This is a genomic window from Kitasatospora sp. NPDC001175 (assembly GCF_053598215.1).
Map to the genome: position 1 here is coordinate 81377 of NZ_JBSFJU010000002.1, position 17882 is coordinate 99258.

General features: G+C 72.6%; 22 protein-coding genes. 18 read left to right on the top strand and 4 right to left on the bottom strand.

Annotation, left to right across the window (positions count from 1 at the left end; genetic code table 11):
• Window positions 1–6: 6 nt before the first annotated feature.
• Window positions 7–735, bottom strand: a complete 729-nt coding sequence (locus ACWDAK_RS02295) for an LON peptidase substrate-binding domain-containing protein (RefSeq protein WP_344634053.1) — start codon at window positions 733–735, stop codon at window positions 7–9.
• Window positions 736–833: 98 nt separating this feature from the next.
• Window positions 834–2483, bottom strand: a complete 1650-nt coding sequence (locus ACWDAK_RS02300; RefSeq protein WP_427393183.1) for an oxidoreductase — start codon at window positions 2481–2483, stop codon at window positions 834–836.
• 92 nt (window positions 2484–2575) lie between these two features.
• Between ACWDAK_RS02300 and hisD the strand changes: the two genes are divergently transcribed.
• The 8 genes from hisD to hisF are packed head-to-tail and all read left to right on the top strand — an operon-like array spanning window position 2576 to window position 8461.
• A complete protein-coding gene (gene hisD, locus ACWDAK_RS02305) occupies window positions 2576–3886 on the top strand; it encodes a histidinol dehydrogenase (RefSeq protein ID WP_344634051.1) in 1311 nt (436 codons plus the stop codon).
• Complete coding sequence (locus ACWDAK_RS02310; RefSeq protein WP_344634050.1) at window positions 3883–5091, top strand: histidinol-phosphate transaminase; 1209 nt, start codon at window positions 3883–3885, stop codon at window positions 5089–5091. Before hisD ends, ACWDAK_RS02310 begins: the two co-directional genes overlap by 4 nt.
• A gap of 7 nt (window positions 5092–5098) precedes the next feature.
• Window positions 5099–5692 carry an imidazoleglycerol-phosphate dehydratase HisB gene (hisB, locus tag ACWDAK_RS02315; RefSeq protein WP_344634049.1) on the top strand — a complete coding sequence of 198 codons (594 nt, stop codon included), beginning with the start codon at window positions 5099–5101 and terminating at the stop codon, window positions 5690–5692.
• Window positions 5689–5841 carry a hypothetical protein gene (locus ACWDAK_RS02320; RefSeq protein WP_344634048.1) on the top strand — a complete coding sequence of 51 codons (153 nt, stop codon included), beginning with the start codon at window positions 5689–5691 and terminating at the stop codon, window positions 5839–5841. The genes hisB and ACWDAK_RS02320 overlap by 4 nt, the downstream gene beginning before the upstream one ends.
• 16 nt (window positions 5842–5857) lie before the next feature.
• Window positions 5858–6493, top strand: a complete 636-nt coding sequence (hisH, locus tag ACWDAK_RS02325; protein ID WP_344634047.1) for an imidazole glycerol phosphate synthase subunit HisH — start codon at window positions 5858–5860, stop codon at window positions 6491–6493.
• 20 nt (window positions 6494–6513) lie between these two features.
• Window positions 6514–7239 carry a bifunctional 1-(5-phosphoribosyl)-5-((5-phosphoribosylamino)methylideneamino)imidazole-4-carboxamide isomerase/phosphoribosylanthranilate isomerase PriA gene (gene priA / locus ACWDAK_RS02330; RefSeq protein WP_344634046.1) on the top strand — a complete coding sequence of 242 codons (726 nt, stop codon included), beginning with the start codon at window positions 6514–6516 and terminating at the stop codon, window positions 7237–7239.
• Window positions 7236–7670 (top strand): RidA family protein, encoded by a 435-nt coding sequence (locus tag ACWDAK_RS02335; protein WP_344634045.1) that lies wholly within the window; start codon window positions 7236–7238, stop codon window positions 7668–7670. The genes priA and ACWDAK_RS02335 overlap by 4 nt, the downstream gene beginning before the upstream one ends.
• Complete coding sequence (gene hisF / locus ACWDAK_RS02340) at window positions 7667–8461, top strand: imidazole glycerol phosphate synthase subunit HisF (protein ID WP_344634044.1); 795 nt, start codon at window positions 7667–7669, stop codon at window positions 8459–8461. The genes ACWDAK_RS02335 and hisF overlap by 4 nt, the downstream gene beginning before the upstream one ends.
• 149 nt (window positions 8462–8610) lie before the next feature.
• Here the strand turns inward: hisF and ACWDAK_RS02345 are convergent, their stop codons facing one another.
• Complete coding sequence (locus ACWDAK_RS02345; RefSeq protein ID WP_344634043.1) at window positions 8611–9252, bottom strand: TIGR03085 family metal-binding protein; 642 nt, start codon at window positions 9250–9252, stop codon at window positions 8611–8613.
• Window positions 9253–9299: 47 nt separating this feature from the next.
• Entirely contained in the window at window positions 9300–9869 is a 570-nt protein-coding gene (locus tag ACWDAK_RS02350) for a hypothetical protein (RefSeq protein WP_344634042.1), read from the bottom strand.
• 470 nt (window positions 9870–10339) lie between these two features.
• Between ACWDAK_RS02350 and hisI the strand changes: the two genes are divergently transcribed.
• The 10 genes from hisI to trpA all read left to right on the top strand — a co-directional run bounded on the left by hisI (window position 10340) and on the right by trpA (window position 17858).
• The gene (hisI, locus tag ACWDAK_RS02355; RefSeq protein WP_344634041.1) at window positions 10340–10714 is read left to right on the top strand and encodes a phosphoribosyl-AMP cyclohydrolase; all 375 of its coding nucleotides are present in this window, start codon (window positions 10340–10342) and stop codon (window positions 10712–10714) included.
• 43 nt (window positions 10715–10757) lie between these two features.
• Entirely contained in the window at window positions 10758–12275 is a 1518-nt protein-coding gene (locus ACWDAK_RS02360) for an anthranilate synthase component I (RefSeq protein WP_427393182.1), read from the top strand.
• 39 nt (window positions 12276–12314) lie between these two features.
• Window positions 12315–12875, top strand: coding sequence for a Uma2 family endonuclease (locus ACWDAK_RS02365; protein WP_344634039.1), 561 nt, complete (start codon window positions 12315–12317; stop codon window positions 12873–12875).
• A 34-nt stretch (window positions 12876–12909) separates the two neighbouring features.
• On the top strand, window positions 12910–13536 hold the full coding sequence (locus tag ACWDAK_RS02370) for a TIGR02234 family membrane protein (protein WP_427393181.1): 627 nt from the start codon (window positions 12910–12912) through the stop codon (window positions 13534–13536).
• A 139-nt stretch (window positions 13537–13675) separates the two neighbouring features.
• Window positions 13676–13933 (top strand): HGxxPAAW family protein, encoded by a 258-nt coding sequence (locus tag ACWDAK_RS02375; RefSeq protein ID WP_344634037.1) that lies wholly within the window; start codon window positions 13676–13678, stop codon window positions 13931–13933.
• A gap of 115 nt (window positions 13934–14048) precedes the next feature.
• Window positions 14049–14501, top strand: coding sequence for a DUF2752 domain-containing protein (locus tag ACWDAK_RS02380; RefSeq protein ID WP_427393180.1), 453 nt, complete (start codon window positions 14049–14051; stop codon window positions 14499–14501).
• Between the two features lie 288 nt (window positions 14502–14789).
• Complete coding sequence (gene trpC, locus ACWDAK_RS02385; RefSeq protein WP_344634035.1) at window positions 14790–15602, top strand: indole-3-glycerol phosphate synthase TrpC; 813 nt, start codon at window positions 14790–14792, stop codon at window positions 15600–15602.
• 9 nt (window positions 15603–15611) lie between these two features.
• Window positions 15612–15761: a tryptophan biosynthesis modulator TrpM gene (gene trpM, locus ACWDAK_RS02390; RefSeq protein WP_425557496.1), complete on the top strand. Its 150-nt coding sequence runs from the start codon at window positions 15612–15614 to the stop codon at window positions 15759–15761.
• Between the two features lie 55 nt (window positions 15762–15816).
• Complete coding sequence (gene trpB / locus ACWDAK_RS02395; protein WP_344634034.1) at window positions 15817–17046, top strand: tryptophan synthase subunit beta; 1230 nt, start codon at window positions 15817–15819, stop codon at window positions 17044–17046.
• 2 nt (window positions 17047–17048) lie between these two features.
• The gene (gene trpA / locus ACWDAK_RS02400) at window positions 17049–17858 is read left to right on the top strand and encodes a tryptophan synthase subunit alpha (protein WP_344634033.1); all 810 of its coding nucleotides are present in this window, start codon (window positions 17049–17051) and stop codon (window positions 17856–17858) included.
• The last annotated feature ends 24 nt before the right edge of the window (window positions 17859–17882 follow it).

Sequence of the window (17882 nt, forward strand, 5' to 3'; positions counted from 1 at the left end):
GTTCGGTCAGTTCGGGCTGAACGCCTGGCGGGTCAGGTCCGCCGCGGGCAGCGACGGCAGCCGGGCGATCAGTGCGGTCTCCCGGCGCAGCAGTTCCAGCTCGATGGTGAGCCGCTGCGCGGTGTCGGTGCAGGCGAGCAGTTGCTGCTTGACGGGAGTGGGCAGCACGGAGGCCGCCGCGACCAGGTACGAGAGCACCTGCGGGTCGGTCGGCAGCTCCTGCTCCCCGGCCAGGCTGGCCTCCCGTGCGCCCGCCAGCCGCTTGCGGTAGGCGAAGAAGGCCCGCTCCACGCCGGCCGCGAGGGCGCCGGCCCCGTCGCCCGGCTGCTCCTCGATCGGTTCGGTCTCGCCGACCAGGTAGGGGCCGCTCGGGTCCACGTCGTGCAGCCGGAACCGGGTGGTGCCGGTGACCAGCAGTTCGTACTGGCCGCCGGGGAGCTCCTTCGCGGAGGCGATCGAGGCCACGCAGCCGACCCGGTGCAGGGCCTCCAGCGGCTCGCCGGTCACGGTGCCCAGGCCGTCCAGCGGACCGGCCGGGCCGTCCGGCTCGCGGACCGGTGCGACCTCCCGGCCGTCCCGGATCGCCACCACCCCGAACCGGCGCGGCGGGTCCTCCGGCTGGGCCATCAGGTCGGCGACCAGCCGCCGGTAGCGCTCCTCGAAGACGCGCAGGGGCAGGACGAGCCCCGGGTACAGGACCGTGTTGAGCGGGAAGATCGGGAGCCGTTCAGTCACGGCGGACAGACTAGACGGCCGACGGCCCGCCGTGCGCAGGGCTTTCACCCCCGGGGGCGGAACGGGGCCCGGCACCTGGCCAGGCTCCGCCCGGGAGCTCAGCCGCGCTGGAGCATCCGGGTGGCGCTGGTGACCACGGTGGTGGCCAGCAGCCAGCCGGAAATCACCAGGCCGGCCACCACCCACTGGCCGGCCAGGTCCGGGTTCCAGCCGTCCTGGCTGAGGTCGACCACCGGGAGCACCTTGCTGAGCGCGAACAGGGCGGGGTTCCAGGTCGGCCGCTCGTCGGCCTTCAGCGGGGCCGGGTGGTGGCCGAGGAAGTACAGGGTGCCGAGCGCCCAGGTGACGAGCAGCCAGAGCGCGGCCCGGCCGGGACGGTAGCCGTAGCCGACGGTGGCGTCCTGGAGCAGGCCCCAGAGGCGTCCCGGCAGCGGCAGGGTGGCGCGGCGCCGGCGCTGCTTGGCGTACTGGACCTCGCGGGCGTCCTCGTCCCGGCCGTCCCGGCGCAGGGCGGCGGCCAGCTGCTCGTACGGTTCGGGCTGGAACTCGCCGAGGGAGTTCTCCAGCCAGGTGATCCGCTGCTGGACGGTGAAGGTCCCGGCGGGGCGCAGGGACTCGTAGGTGAAGCCGGTGAGGCCGACTCCGGCGGCCGCGGGCCAGGCGCCGGGGGCGTCGACCAGGTTGCCGACCCGGGCGCGGGTCAGGGTGACCCGGCCGGTGGGCGGGGTGCGGCAGGTGAAGCGCAGCTCGGGGGTCTGGATCCGGTTGAGCGAGAGGTCCTGGTCGGGGCCGAGGTGGAACTCGGCGTCGGAGATCAGGCAGGCGTTGTCGAAGCGGCCGTCGGAGATCCGCACCCGTCCGTGGGAGCGGAACGGGGTGGTCGAGGTGCTGACGACGGCGGCGTCGCCGTACCCGGAGCCGTAGACGGCGGAGGAGTTCACCCAGCCGCTGTCGTTCGAACCGCTCAGGTAGAGCGTGTGGCCGACGGTGATGCGCGGGGCGTTGAGCGAGTAGCCGTCGGCGGTGCCGCGCAGCCGGGCGCCGCGCAGCGAGAGCCGGCCGCCGACACGGGCGGAGCGCAGGCTGAGCTCGCCGTGGGCCTCCAGCCGGTCGGCCTCCAGGTCGTGGCTGACCGAGAGCCCGTCGGCGGCCATGGCGCGGCCGTAGCCGTCGTGGCCGAGCCGGGTCTGGTTGAGCAGCAGGTCGGTGCCTATCCGCGCGTCGGTGAGCCGGATGCCGCGGTCGATCCGGCAGCGGGCGAGGTGCAGGTCGCCGGTGGTGGTCAGCCGGGAGGCTTCGAGACGGCCCAGCTGGCAGCCGACCAAGCGGACGGTGCCCGCGGTGGCCTCGGAGATCAGGACCTTCCCGGTGAAGCGGCACCAGCGCAGTTCGAGGTAGTGCGTGACGTCGGCACCGGCCAGGGTGAGCCGGCCGCTGATCAGCGCGCCGACGAGTTTGAGGGACGCGACACGCCCGGGCTGTGCGGAAGGACCGGCGAGCAGCAAACGGGCGATCACCTCGGCCCTGATGGTCCGCTCGGGCCCCCAGGAATGCTCCGAAAAGGGGTCGTCCACCTCGGTGTCTTCCGAGTCCGGTCCACCACTGCGTCCATCCTGCTCGGCGGTGGGTAGGAAGGCGCCGTCACCCCGGTCGGGAAAGGCCCGGAGGTCATACGTCTCCCCGTTGCGGAAGGCTTCCCACAGGCCCGCTTCGACCGCAGTCCAGTCGCTCGGTGGCTGTTCCGTCATGGTTTCCCCCGTGATCTTCGTTTGTCTCGGCTTTCGTATCACGGACTGAACTGCGCGGCCGCCGCTTCTGGCCACTCCTTACACTTGCTTCTGTGATCTCCCGAATTGACCTGCGCGGCTCCGACCTCATGGACCTGCGCGACGTGCTGCCCCGTGCCGAGTTCGACGTGGAAGCCGCCCTGGAGAAGGTGCGGCCGATCTGCGAGGACGTACGCCATCGCGGTGTCGCGGCACTGATCGAGATCACCGAGCGCTTCGACGGCGTCCGGCTGGAGACCACCCGGGTCCCGCAGGAGCGGATCGACGCGGCGCTGGTCGGCCTGGACCCGAAGGTGCGGGCCGCGCTGGAGGAGTCGATCCGCCGCGCCCGGCTGGTCCACCGCGAGCAGCGCCGCACCGACCACACCACCCAGGTGGTGCCCGGCGGCACGGTGTCCGAGCGCTGGGTGCCGGTCGACCGGGTCGGCCTGTACGTGCCGGGCGGCCTGGCCGTCTACCCGTCCTCCGTGGTGATGAACGTCGTCCCGGCGCAGGAGGCCGGGGTCGAGGGCATCGCGGTCACCTCGCCGCCGCAGAAGGCCTTCGGCGGCTCGGTGCACCCGACGATCCTGGCGGCCTGCGCGCTGCTCGGCGTCACCGAGGTGTACGCGGCCGGCGGCGCCCAGGCGATCGCGATGTTCGCGTACGGCACCGAGGAGTGCCGCCCGGTCAACCTGGTGACCGGCCCCGGCAACATCTACGTGGCCGCCGCCAAGCGCCTGCTCAAGGGCCGGATCGGCATCGACGCCGAGGCGGGCCCGACCGAGATCGCGGTCCTGGCCGACGACAGCGCCTCGGCGCGCGAGGTGGCCGCCGACCTGATCAGCCAGGCCGAGCACGACCCGATGGCCGCCTCGGTGCTGGTCACCGACTCGGTCGCGCTGGCCGAGGCGGTGGAGCTGGAACTCAAGGAGCAGGTCGCCCGGACCAAGCACCGCGAGCGGGTCACCACCGCGCTGGGCGGCAAGCAGTCCGGCATCGTGCTGGTGGACGACGTCGAGCAGGGCCTCGCGGTGGTCAACGCCTACGCCGCCGAGCACCTGGAGATCCAGACCCGGGACGCCCGCGCGGTCGCCGCCCGGGTGCGCAACGCGGGCGCGATCTTCATCGGCCCGTTCGCGCCGGTCTCGCTCGGCGACTACGCGGCCGGCTCCAACCACGTGCTGCCGACCGGCGGCTGCGCCTGCCACTCCTCCGGTCTGTCGGTGCAGTCCTTCCTGCGCGGCATCCACGTCGTGGACTACTCGCGCGAGGCGCTGGCCGGCGTCGCCGCGCACGTGGTCAACCTGGCCGACGCCGAGGACCTGCCGGGGCACGGCGACGCGATCTTGGCCCGCTTCGACTGGACGGTACCGGGACAGTGAAGATCGACGACCTCCCCATCCGTGACGAGCTGCGCGGCCAGTCCCCGTACGGCGCACCGCAGCTGGACGTGCCCGTCCAGCTGAACACCAACGAGAACCCGTACCCGCTGCCCGAGCCGCTGGTCGCCCGGATCGCCGAGCGGGTCGCCGAGGCCGCCCGCCACCTCAACCGCTACCCCGACCGGGATGCCGTCGAGCTGCGCGAGGCGCTGGCCGCGTACCTGACCAGGACCACCGGCTTCCGGCGCGGCCGCGAGCAGGTCTGGGCCGCCAACGGCTCCAACGAGATCCTCCAGCAGCTGCTGCAGACCTTCGGCGGCCCCGGCCGCACCGCGCTCGGCTTCGAGCCCTCGTACTCGATGCACGCACTCATCTCCCGTGGCACCGGAACCGGTTGGATCTCCGGCCCGCGCAACGACGACTTCACCATCGACCTGGCGGCAGCCAGGGCGGCGATCGCCGAGCACCGCCCCAACGTGGTGTTCATCTGCTCGCCGAACAACCCGACCGGCACCGCGGTCGCCGCCGACACCGTGCTCGCCCTGTACGAGGCGGCGCAGGCCGCCCGGCCCAGCCTGGTGGTCGTCGACGAGGCGTACGTCGAGTTCTCGCACCGGCCCTCGCTGCTGTCGCTGCTGGAGGGCCGCCCCAACCTGGTGGTCAGCCGCACCATGTCCAAGGCCTTCGGCGCCGCCGGGCTGCGCCTGGGCTACCTGGCCGCCGACGCCGCCGTGGTGGACGCGGTGCAGCTGGTCCGGCTGCCGTACCACCTGTCGGCCGTCACCCAGGCCACCGCGCTGGCCTGCCTGGAGTACACCGACACCCTGCTCGGTTACGTCCAGCAGCTGAAGGGCGAGCGGGACCGGGTGGTGGACTCGCTGCGCGAGCTCGGGCTCGAAGTCACCGACTCCGACGCCAACTTCATCCAGTTCGGCCGCTTCACCGACACCCGTGCGGTCTGGCAGGCGATTCTCGACCGGGGCGTCCTGGTCCGCGACAACGGTGTGCCCGGATGGCTGCGCGTCACCGCCGGCACCCCCGCCGAGAACGACGCCTTCCTGGACGCCGTCCGGCTGGTCCTCCCGCCCTCCTCGCCCGCCATCGGGCGGGGGCACCCCCAGCCGAAGGCTGGGGGTGCGGGGCCCGAACCCACCCCCACCCTTGCCGGAGCGCGCCCCGCGCGCGCGGCCAGTCAGGAGCTGTAGCAACCTCATGTCCCGTATCGGACGCGTCGAACGCACCACCAAGGAGACCTCGGTCCTGGTCGAGATCGACCTCGACGGCACCGGAAGGACCGACATCTCCACGGGCGTCGGGTTCTACGACCACATGCTCGACCAGCTGGGCCGGCACGGTCTGTTCGACCTGACCGTCAAGACCGACGGCGACCTGCACATCGACACCCACCACACCATCGAGGACACCGCCCTCGCCCTGGGTGCCGCATTCCGGCAGGCGCTCGGCGACAAGGTCGGCATCTACCGCTTCGGCAACTGCACCGTGCCGCTGGACGAGTCGCTCGCCCAGGTGACCGTGGACCTCTCGGGCCGCCCCTACCTGGTGCACACCGAGCCCGAGGGCATCGCGCCGATGATCGGCAGCTACGACACCACGATGACCCGGCACATACTCGAGTCGTTCGTCGCCCAGGCACAGATCGCGCTGCACGTCCACGTCCCGTACGGGCGCAACGCGCACCACATCGTGGAGTGCCAGTTCAAGGCCCTGGCGCGGGCGCTGCGGTACGCCAGTGAACGTGACCCGCGCGCGGCGGGCATCCTCCCCTCGACGAAGGGCGCGCTGTGAGCAAGTCCGCCACGCTGCTGATCATCGCCGGGCTGTTCCTGTCCGGCGGCGTGTACTCGTTCTGGAAGCAGAAGCAGTCCAAGAGCGTGATCGCGGTGCTCGCGATCGGTGCGGCGCTGTGCCTCGCCTCCGGCATCATGCGCCTCTAGAGACCGGAAGACTGACATGTCCAAGAATGTTGTGGTGCTGGACTACGGCTCCGGTAACCTCCGCTCCGCCCAGCGCGCCCTCGAGCGCACCGGCGCGCACGTCACCGTCACCTCGGACTTCCAGCAGGCGATGGACGCGGACGGCCTGCTGGTCCCCGGCGTCGGCGCCTTCGAGGCGTGCATGCGCGGGCTGAAGGCGGTGCGCGGCGAGCAGATCATCGGCCGCCGGCTGTCCGGCGGCCGCCCGGTGCTCGGAATCTGCGTCGGAATGCAGATCCTGTTCGAGCGCGGCGTCGAGCACGGCGTGGAGACGGCCGGCTGCGACGAGTGGCCCGGCACCGTCGAGCCGCTGGACGCGCCGATCGTCCCGCACATGGGCTGGAACACCGTCCAGGCCCCCGAGGGCAGCCGCCTGTTCGCCGGCCTCGACCCGGACACCCGGTTCTACTTCGTGCACTCCTACGGCGTGCGCCGCTGGGAGCTGGAGACCCACAGCCAGCGGATCAACGCCCCGATGGTCACCTGGGCCACGCACGGACAGCCGTTCGTCGCCGCCGTGGAGAACGGCCCGCTCTGGGCCACCCAGTTCCACCCCGAGAAGTCCGGTGACGCCGGCGCCGCCCTGCTGACCAACTGGGTCAACACCCTCTGAAGCCTGGAAAGTTGCTTACGATGTCCCGCTTGGAACTCCTTCCCGCCGTCGACGTCCGCGACGGTCAGGCCGTCCGGCTGGTCAAGGGCGCCTCCGGTACCGAGACCTCCTTCGGCGAGCCGCTCGCCGCCGCCCTCGCCTGGCAGAACGCCGGCGCCGAGTGGCTGCACCTGGTCGACCTGGACGCCGCCTTCGGCACCGGCAGCAACCGTGAGCTGCTGCGCGAGGTCACCGGCGCCCTCGACATCAAGGTCGAGCTCTCCGGCGGCATCCGCGACGACGAGTCGCTGGCCGCCGCCCTGGCCACCGGCTGCACCCGGGTCAACCTCGGCACCGCCGCCCTGGAGAGCCCCGAGTGGGTCGCCAAGGTCATCGCCGAGCACGGCGACAAGATCGCGGTCGGCCTGGACGTGGTCGGCACCACCCTGCGCGGCCGCGGCTGGACCCGCGACGGCGGCAACCTGTACGAGGTGCTGGCCCGCCTCGACTCCGAGGGCTGCGCCCGCTACGTGGTCACCGACGTCAACCGCGACGGCACCCTGACCGGCCCCAACCTGGAGCTGCTGCGGAACGTCTGCGCCGCCACCGACAAGCCGGTGGTCGCCAGCGGCGGGGTCTCCTCGCTGGACGACCTGCGCGCCATCGCCGGTCTGGTCCCCGAAGGTGTCGAGGGCGCGATTGTGGGCAAGGCCCTCTACGAGCAGAAGTTCACTCTCGAAGAGGCGCTGGAGGCTGTGTCCCGATGACCGAAATCCCGGCCACGCAAAGCTCGTTGAGAATCTCCGGCGCTTCTCCCTGGGAGGAGGAGTTCGGCTACTCGCGTGCCGTGCGGGCCGGGGACTTCGTTCTGGTGGCCGGCAGCACCGCCTACGACAACGGGGTCGTCCAGAGTGAGGGCGACCCCTACCAGCAGACCCTCGCCGCTTTCGGTGTGGCACTCAAAGCCCTGGCCCGGTACGGCCTCGACGCGGCGGACGTGGTCCGCACCCGGATGTACATCACCCACGTCCGGGACTCCGAAGAGGTCGGCCGGGCACACAAGAAGCTCTTCGACGCGATCCGCCCGGTGGCGAGCATGGTCGTGGTGGAGGGCCTGATCGACTCCCGGATGATGGTCGAGGTCGAAGTCGACGCCTACCGTCCCGGGCTCGCAACCTCCCTGGAAGGCAAGCAGTGACCCTCGCAGTACGTGTCATCCCCTGTCTTGACGTCGACGCCGGACGAGTGGTCAAGGGAGTCAACTTCCAGAACCTGCGCGACGCGGGCGACCCGGTGGAGATGGCCAAGCTCTACGACGCCGAGGGCGCCGACGAGCTGACCTTCCTCGACATCACTGCCTCCTCCGGCGACCGGGAGACCACCTACGACGTGGTCCGCCGCACCGCCGAGCAGGTCTTCATCCCGCTCACCGTGGGCGGCGGCATCCGCACCGTGGAGGACGTCGACCGGCTGCTGCGGGCCGGCGCCGACAAGGTCGGCGTCAACACGGCGGCGATCGCCCGTCCGGAGCTGATCCGGGAGATCGCCCAGCGGTTCGGCCGGCAGGTGCTGGTGCTGTCGGTCGACGCCCGCCGCTGCCCGGAGGGGACGGAGACCGCCTCTGCCCGCGGTGGAGCCGCCAACTGTCGCTTCGAGGTCACCACGCACGGGGGGCGCCGCGGCACCGGGCTGGATGCGGTCGAGTGGGCGGTCCGGGCGGCCGAGCTGGGAGCGGGGGAGATCCTGCTCAACTCGATGGACGCCGACGGGACGAAGGACGGCTACGACCTGGAGATGATCCGGGCCGTCCGCAAGGCGGTCTCCATCCCGGTGATCGCCTCCGGCGGGGCGGGGAAGCTCGCCGACTTCGCCCCCGCGGTGGAGGCGGGCGCCGACGCGGTGCTGGCCGCCAGCGTGTTCCACTTCGGCGACCTGCGGATCGGCGAGGTCAAGAACGCCCTGCGGGAGGCCGGACACCCGGTGCGGTAGTGCGGGGCGCACCCGGTGGGCACTGAATGCGAACACGGGGCGCGGGGCGGCAGTTCAGCGCCCCGCACCCCGTGACGGTGCGAGCCCGGGTCCGTACGGGACCACCGCGCGGCCCCCGAGGGGTTACCGCGGAGAGGCTTCCGGGAGGGTCAGTCCCGCGGCAACGGGAGCACGGCACCCAAGGCCTCGACCGCCTGGGCCGGGCCCTCGACCTGGAGGGTGGTCCGGGCACCGCGGCCGAACGTGAAGAGGGTCAACTCGGCCGGGGAGCCGGTGAGTTCGACCTGGTCGGTGCCGCGGGGGCCGAACTCGAGGCTGCCCGTGCCCGGCCAGCGCAGCGACAGCCGTACCGGGGTCTTGCGGCCGGCCTCCAGCCGGGTGAGCATCGGCAGGCGCCGCCACAGGGCCTGGGCCAACTCGGTTGAGACCTCCTGCGGTTCCCACTCGACCGCGCGCCGGACGTCCTCGGCGTGCACGAAGTACTCGACCGTGTTGGCGGCCTCGTCCACCCCGGGCAGCGCGAACGGCGACAACCGCGGCGGCCCCGAACGGAACAGCTGCACCAGCTCCTCGTACGGCCGCTCCGCGTAGCCAGCCTGCACCCGTGCCGTCCAGCCGGCCAGCGCCTGCACCCGGATTCCGGGCGCCGCGTCCGCCCGGCGCTCCCGCAGGACCAGGTGAGCGGCCAGATCGCGGGTGGTCCACCCCTCGCACAGCGTAGGGGCATCGGGGCCGGCCGCTGTCAGCAGCTCGGCAAGCCGCTGGCGCTCCGTACGTGCAGAGTTCGACATGCGCCTCAGCCTACGCTGCCCTAGGGCGGCCGCCCGACCCCGGGTGATCAGCCGTCAGCGGGGACGTGCGAGTGGAAGTGCCCGGTCGTCTTCGGGCCGCCCTGGTGGTCGCTCACCGTCATGGTGCACGTCGCGTCCCGGTAACCCTGCTGGTAGTACCGCAGGTACGGCCCGACGGGGAAGCCGTAGTACTGCCCGCCGTCCTGCTGCTGCTCCCATTCGGCCAGCGGCGCCCGGCACAGCTCGCGCAGCGTGCGGCCGATCACCAGGTCGTCGGTCAGCCCGTCCGGCAGCACGATGTCGGCGATCGCCTCGCCGTCGTGAGGCTGGGCGCACGGGCGCTGTTCGGGTTTGGTGATCCCGGTGCTCAGCTGCTGGTGGTCGAAGCACGTCCCCGGCAGGAAGTAGGGGTACGGCAGCACCTTCGACGGGCTTGCGGACGGACTGTACGCGGTCGGCACCACGGGTGGCGGCAGAGCCACCCGATGCCGCTGCGGCCACAGGAACAGACCGCCCAGTGCCGCCACCACGACCGCGGCCGGCAGCACCATCCACCACCGCCGTCCGCGCGCCCGGCCGTCCTGCGGCGGCACGCCCCCCACGGGTCCCTTGTCCACCTCAACCCCCTTGGCTCGCAGCCATTGTGGCCGCGCGGACAGCGGCTTGGCAGAGGATTGACAACAACGGTCCGAGTCGGACGGCACCGGGCACTGCGCCGGCGGCGGCACGGCCCGGACCACGAGGTGTTCGATGCGAGTCGGGATCATCGGGCACCAGGGCCCCAGCCGGGCGCCCAACGCCGCACGCCCGGGGAGATCCGCCGGACAGGCCCCAGTCGGCATGGTCGACGAGCTGCCCGTGGTCCGGGCCGGACGACCCGGCAGCGAACCCGCCAGGGTGGTCGGAGGGGCCCGGCGGGCGGGGCTGCACGTCGGGCGATCTGGCGGACGGCCGGGAGAGCCCCGGCGGGAACCGGTAGGGCCGCGTCCCCGCGGTTCCACCCGGGCCCGCGACCGGCCGCCCCTTTGCCCGAGGTGCCGCCCGGTATCACCGTCGAGCCACCCCGGGTACCTGCGAGAATGGCGGTATGTCCACCACTCCCGCCGCCCCCGGCAGCACCGCCCTGGCCGCTGACATCGCCGACCGGCTCAAGCGCACGCCCGACGGCCTGATCCCCGCCATCGCCCAGCAGTACGACACCGGCGAGGTGTTGATGCTCGGATGGATGGACGACGAGGCGCTGCACCGCACGCTGACCACCGGCCGCTGCACCTACTGGAGCCGCAGCCGCCAGGAGTACTGGGTCAAGGGCGACACCTCCGGGCACTTCCAGCACGTCAAGTCCGTTGCGCTGGACTGCGACGCCGACACCCTGCTGGTCCGGGTCGACCAGGTGGGCGCGGCCTGCCACACCGGCACGCGTACCTGCTTCGACACCGACGTCCTGCCGCTCGCTCGCTAGTCTTTCCACCGTCAGCCCCTGCTCACGAACGGTGAAGTACCCCATGGACCTTGAGGCCTTCCGCAAGCTCGCCGTAGACACCCGGGTCATCCCGGTCACCCGCCGGCTCCTCGCGGACGGGCTCACGCCCATCGGTCTGTACCGCAGCCTGGCCGCCGAGCGCCCCGGCACCTTCCTGCTGGAGTCGGCCGAGCAGGGCCGGAGTTGGTCCCGGTACTCGTTCGTCGGGGTGCGCAGCGCCGCCGCGCTCACCGCCGACCAGGACGGCAACGCGCACTGGCACGGCACCCCGCCGGTCGGCATCCCCACCACCGGCGACCCGCTGGAGGTGCTGCGGGCCGCGCTCGCCACGCTGCACACCCCGCGCGGCGCCGACGACGGCCTGCCGCCGCTCACCGGCGGCCTGGTCGGCTATCTCGGCTACGACGTCGTCCGCCGGCTGGAGAAGCTGCCCGACCGCACCCCGGACGACCTCGAGCTGCCCGAGCTGACCATGCTGCTCGCCACCGACCTCGCGGTGCTCGACCACTGGGACGGCTCGGTGGTGCTGATCGCCAACGCGGTCAACCACAACGACCTGGCCAGCGGTGTGGACGAGGCCTACACGGACGCGGTGGCCCGGCTCGACGCGATGGAGGCCGATCTGCGGAAGCCGGTCGACTCGGGGCTCGCCATCTTCACCCCGACCGCCGTGGACGCCCACTCGCCGTTCGGCGGTGAGCCGTACGGGCGGGCCGTGGAGGAGATCAAGGAGCGGATCCGGGCCGGCGAGGCCTTCCAGGTGGTCGTCTCGCAGCGCTTCGAGACGCCCTGCCCGGCCAGCGCGCTGGACGTCTACCGGGTGCTGCGCACCACCAACCCCAGCCCGTACATGTACCTGTTCCGCTTCCCCGGCCCCGACGGCACCGAGCAGGGCGGCTTCGACGTGGTCGGCTCCAGCCCGGAGGCGCTGGTCAAGGTGACGGAGGGCGAGGCGCTGCTGCACCCCATCGCCGGCACCAGGCCGCGCGGTGCCACCCCGCAGGAGGACGCCGAGCTCGCCGCCGAACTGCTGGCCGACCCCAAGGAGCGGGCCGAGCACCTGATGCTGGTCGACCTCGGCCGCAACGACCTGGGGCGGGTCTGCACGCCGGGCAGTGTCGAGGTGGTCGACTTCATGGCGATCGAGCGCTACAGCCACGTCATGCACATCGTCTCCACCGTCACCGGCGAGGTGGCGGAGGGGAAGACCGCCTTCGACGTGCTCACCGCCTGCTTCCCGGCCGGGACGCTCTCGGGGGCGCCCAAGCCGCGCGCGATGCAGATCATCGAGGAGCTCGAGCCCACCCGCCGCGGCCTTTACGGCGGCTGCGTCGGCTACCTGGACTTCGCGGGCGACGCCGACGCCGCGATCGCGATCCGGACCGCCGTGCTCCGGGACGGCGTCGCCTACGTCCAGGCGGGCGCGGGCGTGGTCGCCGACTCCACCCCGGAGGGTGAGGACACCGAGTGCCGCAACAAGGCGGCGGCCGTGTTGCGGGCCGTCGCCACGGCGAACACCCTCCGTGCGCCGCTGTCGTGATGGCGTCGAGGCGTTGAGTCACGGAGGGAGGCGGCCGGAATGACCGCGATGTCCACCGAGAGTGCCTGGGACGTGCTTGAGGGCGTCAACCTGCCGGGCGGCTACCGGGTCGAGATCACGGACGGGAAGATCATCATGACCCCTCGGGGCATGGGCCAGTGGAAGGTCATCTACAAGGCCGCCCGGCAGATCGAGGACCAGCTGGCGGGCCGGGGTGACTTCCTGTCGGACGTGATGGTCGACTTCCCGTCCAGCCTCTACGGCTACGCGCCCGATCTGGCGGTCGTGTCCCCCAACGCCGAACTCAACAGCCGGGGCCGCTACGAGTGGCACGACCTGGAGGCCGTGCTGGAGGTGGTATCCAGGTCGAACCAGGACAACGACTTCGTCAAGAAGTTCCGCCTGTACGCCGAGTGCGGCATCCCGGTCTACGTGGTGATCGATCCGTCGGAGGCGGTCTGTACCGTGCACACCGGCCCGCAGCGGTCGGGCACGTACGCCGATCAGCAGAAGGTGCCGTTCGGTGAGGACCTGCACGTCCCGCTGGAGGGCCGCACGCTGGTGATCCGCACCGACGAGTTCCCGAAGGACCCCGGCTGACCCGAGCGGGTGTGCGGTCGGGGATAGTGGACGGGTGAGTGCTACTACGTCGTCCGAGTCCGCCGCACCCGTCCCCGCCGAGCGCAGGGGCGGGCGGCGCAGCCTCGGCGTGATGCTGCTGCTGACCGCTCTGGGGGCGGTGCTGGTGCTGACCGCGGTGGGGCGCACCTGGGCCGAGGGAACGCTTCCGGCCAAGATGGCGGTCTCGGTCACCGGCAGCGCGGTCTCCGGACTGCCGACCGGGCTGACGCTCGCGGTGATGGCCGCGGCCGTGGCGGTGTTCGCCGTGCGCGGCACCGGACGGATCGTGGTCGGCGCCCTGGCGGCGTTGGCCGGGGCCGGGGTGGCGGTGACCTCCGCGCTCGGGGCCTCGGACACCTCCGCGCTGGACGCGGAGGCGGCCCGCAAGCTGGCGCTGGTGAGCGCGCAGGCCGAGCTCCCCAGCCACACCGCCTGGCCCTGGGTCGCGGTGGCGGGCGGCGTGCTGCTGGCACTGGCGGGGCTGATCACCGTGCGGTCCGGGCGGGACTGGCCCGCGATGGGGGCCCGGTACGAGGCCCCGGCCGGCCAGGCGCCGGGCGCGGGGAAGCGGCCGAAGCCCGCCGGGACGCCGGCCGAGCTGTGGCAGGCGCTGGACCGTGGCGAGGATCCCACCGGTTGATTGCCGCCCCCGCTTGGGTCCGTCTGTGAGGGCCCGGCACAATGGAGGACGTCAACTCTCCCCCAGCCTCCGGCCGGGGGTGCCCCGCTCGGCGCACGTCGGACACGGCCGGGCCCCGGAGACTCAAGGAGCACCATCAATGTCGGCAGCAGCGCGCGAGGCGCACGGTCACACTCCCGCCGCCTGGACTGGCGTGACCATCAGCTTCATCGGCTTCCTGGTCAGCGGCGTCGCCATGATCCTTCCGAATGTCCTGCTCGTCTGGGCCGGTCTCGCGGTCGTCCTGCTCGGCGGTGTGGTCGGCAAGGCCATGCAGATGGCGGGCATGGGCAGGCAGCCGAGCAAGCACACTGCTGCGGTCGCGGCCGAGAAGCCGGCCGCGGTCTCCGTCTCCTGACGGCACCCGGTAACAGCCGACGAACGGCGGGCGTCACCACGCCCGCCGTTTCGCGTTCCCGCCACACCCCGCCGGTGCGCTCGCGCGGGCGCGTCCGCACGGCAGAATCGGCCGGATGAAAGCGATTCCCGTGGAGCCCGGGCCGTCCGCTCCCCGGCCCTCCGTGCTGCGGCGGCTGAGCCGGCCGCTGGCCGCGCTGGCGGCCGTCGCCCTGCCGACCGCGTACATCGCGGCGGTGGACCCGAACGCGCCGGGCCACTACCCCACCTGCCCGGTGCTGCGGGCGACCGGCTGGTGGTGCCCGGGGTGCGGCGGACTGCGCTGTGTGCACGCGCTGACCCGGGGCGATCTGACCACCGCGGGCCACGACAACCTGCTGGTGCTGCTGCTGGCCGGGGTGGCGGCGGTGTTCTGGCTGCGCTGGCTGTGGGCGGCGCTGACGGGCGGGCCGGCGCCGGGGTTCGCCATCGGCGGGCGCGGGGTCGTGCTGCTGACCCTGGTCCTGGTGGTGTTCACGGTGCTGCGCAACCTGCCGATGGGCGCGGGCCTGGCACCGCCGGCCCTCTGACCGGCGCCGCGGGCAGCCGGCCACTCGCGCAGTGCGCCGGGCGCGGAGCTGACCAGCGCGGACGGCGCGTGCGCCGGTCCGTCCAGCGAAACGTACGCTGGACTGATGAGGAGCGCGCCCCCGACGCCCGATACCATCGAAGAGCCGATGGGTCCGGACACGCACAGGATCCTCACCGTTCCGAGCTAATCCCACCCACGGCCTTGACTGGACCAGCCAGGCCGGAGGGACGTCATCCTCCGGTACCGGCTGGCCGAATGCCTAGCAGAGAATGATGGGGGCGCTCTCGTGAGTGTGCTCGACGAGATCATCGACGGGGTCCGGGAGGACCTCGCCGAGCGACAGGCCAGGGTCTCCCTGGACGAGCTCAAGGAGCTGGCCGCCAAGGCGCCGGATGCCAAGGACGGCGTGGCCGCACTGCGCGGCGACGGCGTGCGGGTGATCTGCGAGGTCAAGCGCTCCAGCCCGTCCAAGGGCGCGCTGGCGGCGATCGCCGACCCGGCCGCGCTGGCGCTGGACTACGCGGCGGGCGGTGCGGCGGCGATCAGCGTGCTGACCGAGCAGCGCCGCTTCGGCGGCTCGCTGGCCGACCTGGACGCCGTCCGGGCCGCGGTGGACACGCCGATCCTGCGCAAGGACTTCATCGTCACCTCCTACCAGCTCTGGGAGGCCCGCGCCCACGGCGCCGACCTCGCGCTGCTGATCGTGGCGGCACTGGATCAGCCGGCTCTGGTCTCGCTCATCGAGCGGGCCGAGTCGATCGGGCTGACCCCGCTGGTCGAGGTGCACGACGAGGAGGAGATCGCCCGGGCGCTGGACGCCGGGGCGAGGATCATCGGCGTCAACGCCCGCAACCTCAAGACCCTCGAGGTGGACCGCAACACCTTCGGCAACGTGGTGGACGCCATCCCGGACCACGTCGTCAAGGTGGCCGAGTCCGGCGTCCGCGGCCCGCACGACCTGATCGCCTACGCCAACCTCGGCGCGGACGCGGTCCTGGTCGGCGAGTCGCTGGTGACCGGCAAGGACCCGAAGGCCGCCGTCGCCGACCTGGTCGCGGCCGGTGCCCACCCGGCGCTGCGCAACACCGGACGGGACTGACCCGCAGACATGTCCATCGCCATCCGCCTCGCCCCCGGTTGCCGCCCGCGCGGCTGCCGCGCGCCCGCACGCCGGGTGCTGGGGCGGCGGGTGCGGTACGTGATCGGCTGCGAGCCCGGCCAGGTACAGGGACGCCGATGGCGCAGGACGTCCGGCTGAACCAGCCGCTTCGACGTCACCGCAAGCCATCACACCCCTTAGGACGTATCAAGAGATGTCCGAGAACGACTACCTGCCGGGTGCCCAAGTCCCCGACGCGCGAGGCTACTTCGGCGCGTACGGCGGCCGCTTCATCCCGGAGGCGCTGGTCGCCGCCGTCGAGCAGGTCGCCGAGGAGTACGAGAAGGCCAAGACCGACCCGGCCTTCGCCGCCGAACTGGACGCCCTGCTCAGGGACTACACCGGCCGCCCCAGCCCGCTCACCGACGTCCGCCGGTTCTCCGCCGAGGCGGGCGGCGCGCGGATCCTGCTCAAGCGCGAGGACCTGAACCACACCGGCTCGCACAAGATCAACAATGTGCTGGGCCAGGCGCTGCTCACCAAGCGGATGGGCAAGACCCGGATCATCGCCGAGACCGGCGCCGGCCAGCACGGCGTGGCCACCGCCACCGCCTGCGCGCTGTTCGGCTTCGACTGCACCATCTACATGGGCGAGGTCGACACCCAGCGCCAGGCACTGAACGTCGCCCGGATGCGGATGCTCGGCGCCGAGGTCGTCGCGGTGAAGTCCGGCAGCCGCACCCTCAAGGACGCCATCAACGAGGCGTTCCGCGACTGGGTCGCCAACGTGGACTCCACCCACTACCTGTTCGGCACGGTGGCCGGTCCGCACCCGTTCCCGATGATGGTCCGCGACTTCCACCGGGTGATCGGCGTCGAGGCCCGTCAGCAGGTGCTGGACCGCACCGGCCGGCTGCCGGACGCGGTGGTCGCCTGCGTCGGCGGCGGCTCCAACGCGATGGGCATCTTCCACGAGTTCATCCCGGACACGGGCGTGCGCCTGATCGGCTGCGAGGCGGCCGGCGAGGGCGCCGACACCCCGAAGCACGCGGCCACCCTGACCAAGGGCGACCCGGGCGTGCTGCACGGCTCGCGCACCTACGTCCTGCAGGACGAGGACGGCCAGACCATCGAGAGCCACTCCATCTCGGCCGGCCTGGACTACCCCGGGGTCGGCCCCGAGCACGCCTGGCTGAAGGACACCGGCCGCGCCGAGTACCGTCCGGTCACCGACGACCAGGCCATGCAGGCGCTGCGCCTGCTGTCCCGTACCGAGGGCATCATCCCGGCCATCGAGAGCGCCCACGCGCTGGCCGGCGCGCTGGAGCTGGGCCGCGAGCTCGGCCCCGAGGCGACCATCCTGGTTTCGCTCTCCGGGCGCGGCGACAAGGACATGCACACCGCCGCCGAGTACTTCGGTCTCTACGACAGCGAGGGCAAGTGACCATGGCTTCGAAGCTCACCGCGGTCCTGGCCGCCGCCAAGGCCGAGAACCGCGCCGCGCTGATCGGCTACCTCCCGGCCGGTTTCCCGACCGTGGCGGGCGGGATCGAGGCGGCGGGCGCGCTGATCGAGGGCGGCTGCGACGTGGTCGAGGTCGGCCTGCCGCACTCCGACCCGGTGCTGGACGGCCCCACCATCCAGACCGCCGACGACATCGCGCTGCGCGGCGGCGTCCGGATCAAGGACGTGCTGCACACCGTGGCCGAGGTGGCCGCCGCCCACCCCGAGGCCGCGGTGCTGGTGATGACGTACTGGAACCCGGTCGACCGCTACGGCGTGGCGCGCTTCGCCGCCGACCTGGCCGCCGCGGGCGGCGCGGGCTGCATCCTGCCCGACCTGCCGGTCGAGGAGTCGGAGGAGTGGCGCAAGGCGGCGGGCGAGCACGGCCTGGACACCGTCTTCGTGGTCGCCCCCAGCAGCAAGGACGCCCGCCTGGCCGAGGTCACCGCGGCGGGCTCCGGCTTCGTGTACGCGGCCGCCGTGATGGGCGTGACCGGCACCCGGGCCGCGGTGGGCAACCTGGCCGAGGACCTGGTCGCCCGCACCCGGGCCACCACCGAGCTGCCGGTCTGCGTCGGCCTCGGCGTCTCCAACGCGGCCCAGGCCGCCGAGGTGGCCCGGTTCGCGGACGGTGTGATCGTCGGCTCCGCCTTCGTCCAGCGGATCCTGGACGCGGACGGCGACCAGGCCGCGGCGCTGGCCGCGGTCCGCGCCCTCGCCGGTGAACTGGCGGAGGGCGTCCGCCGCCGCTGACGGTTCGAGTCCCGGCGGCCCGTC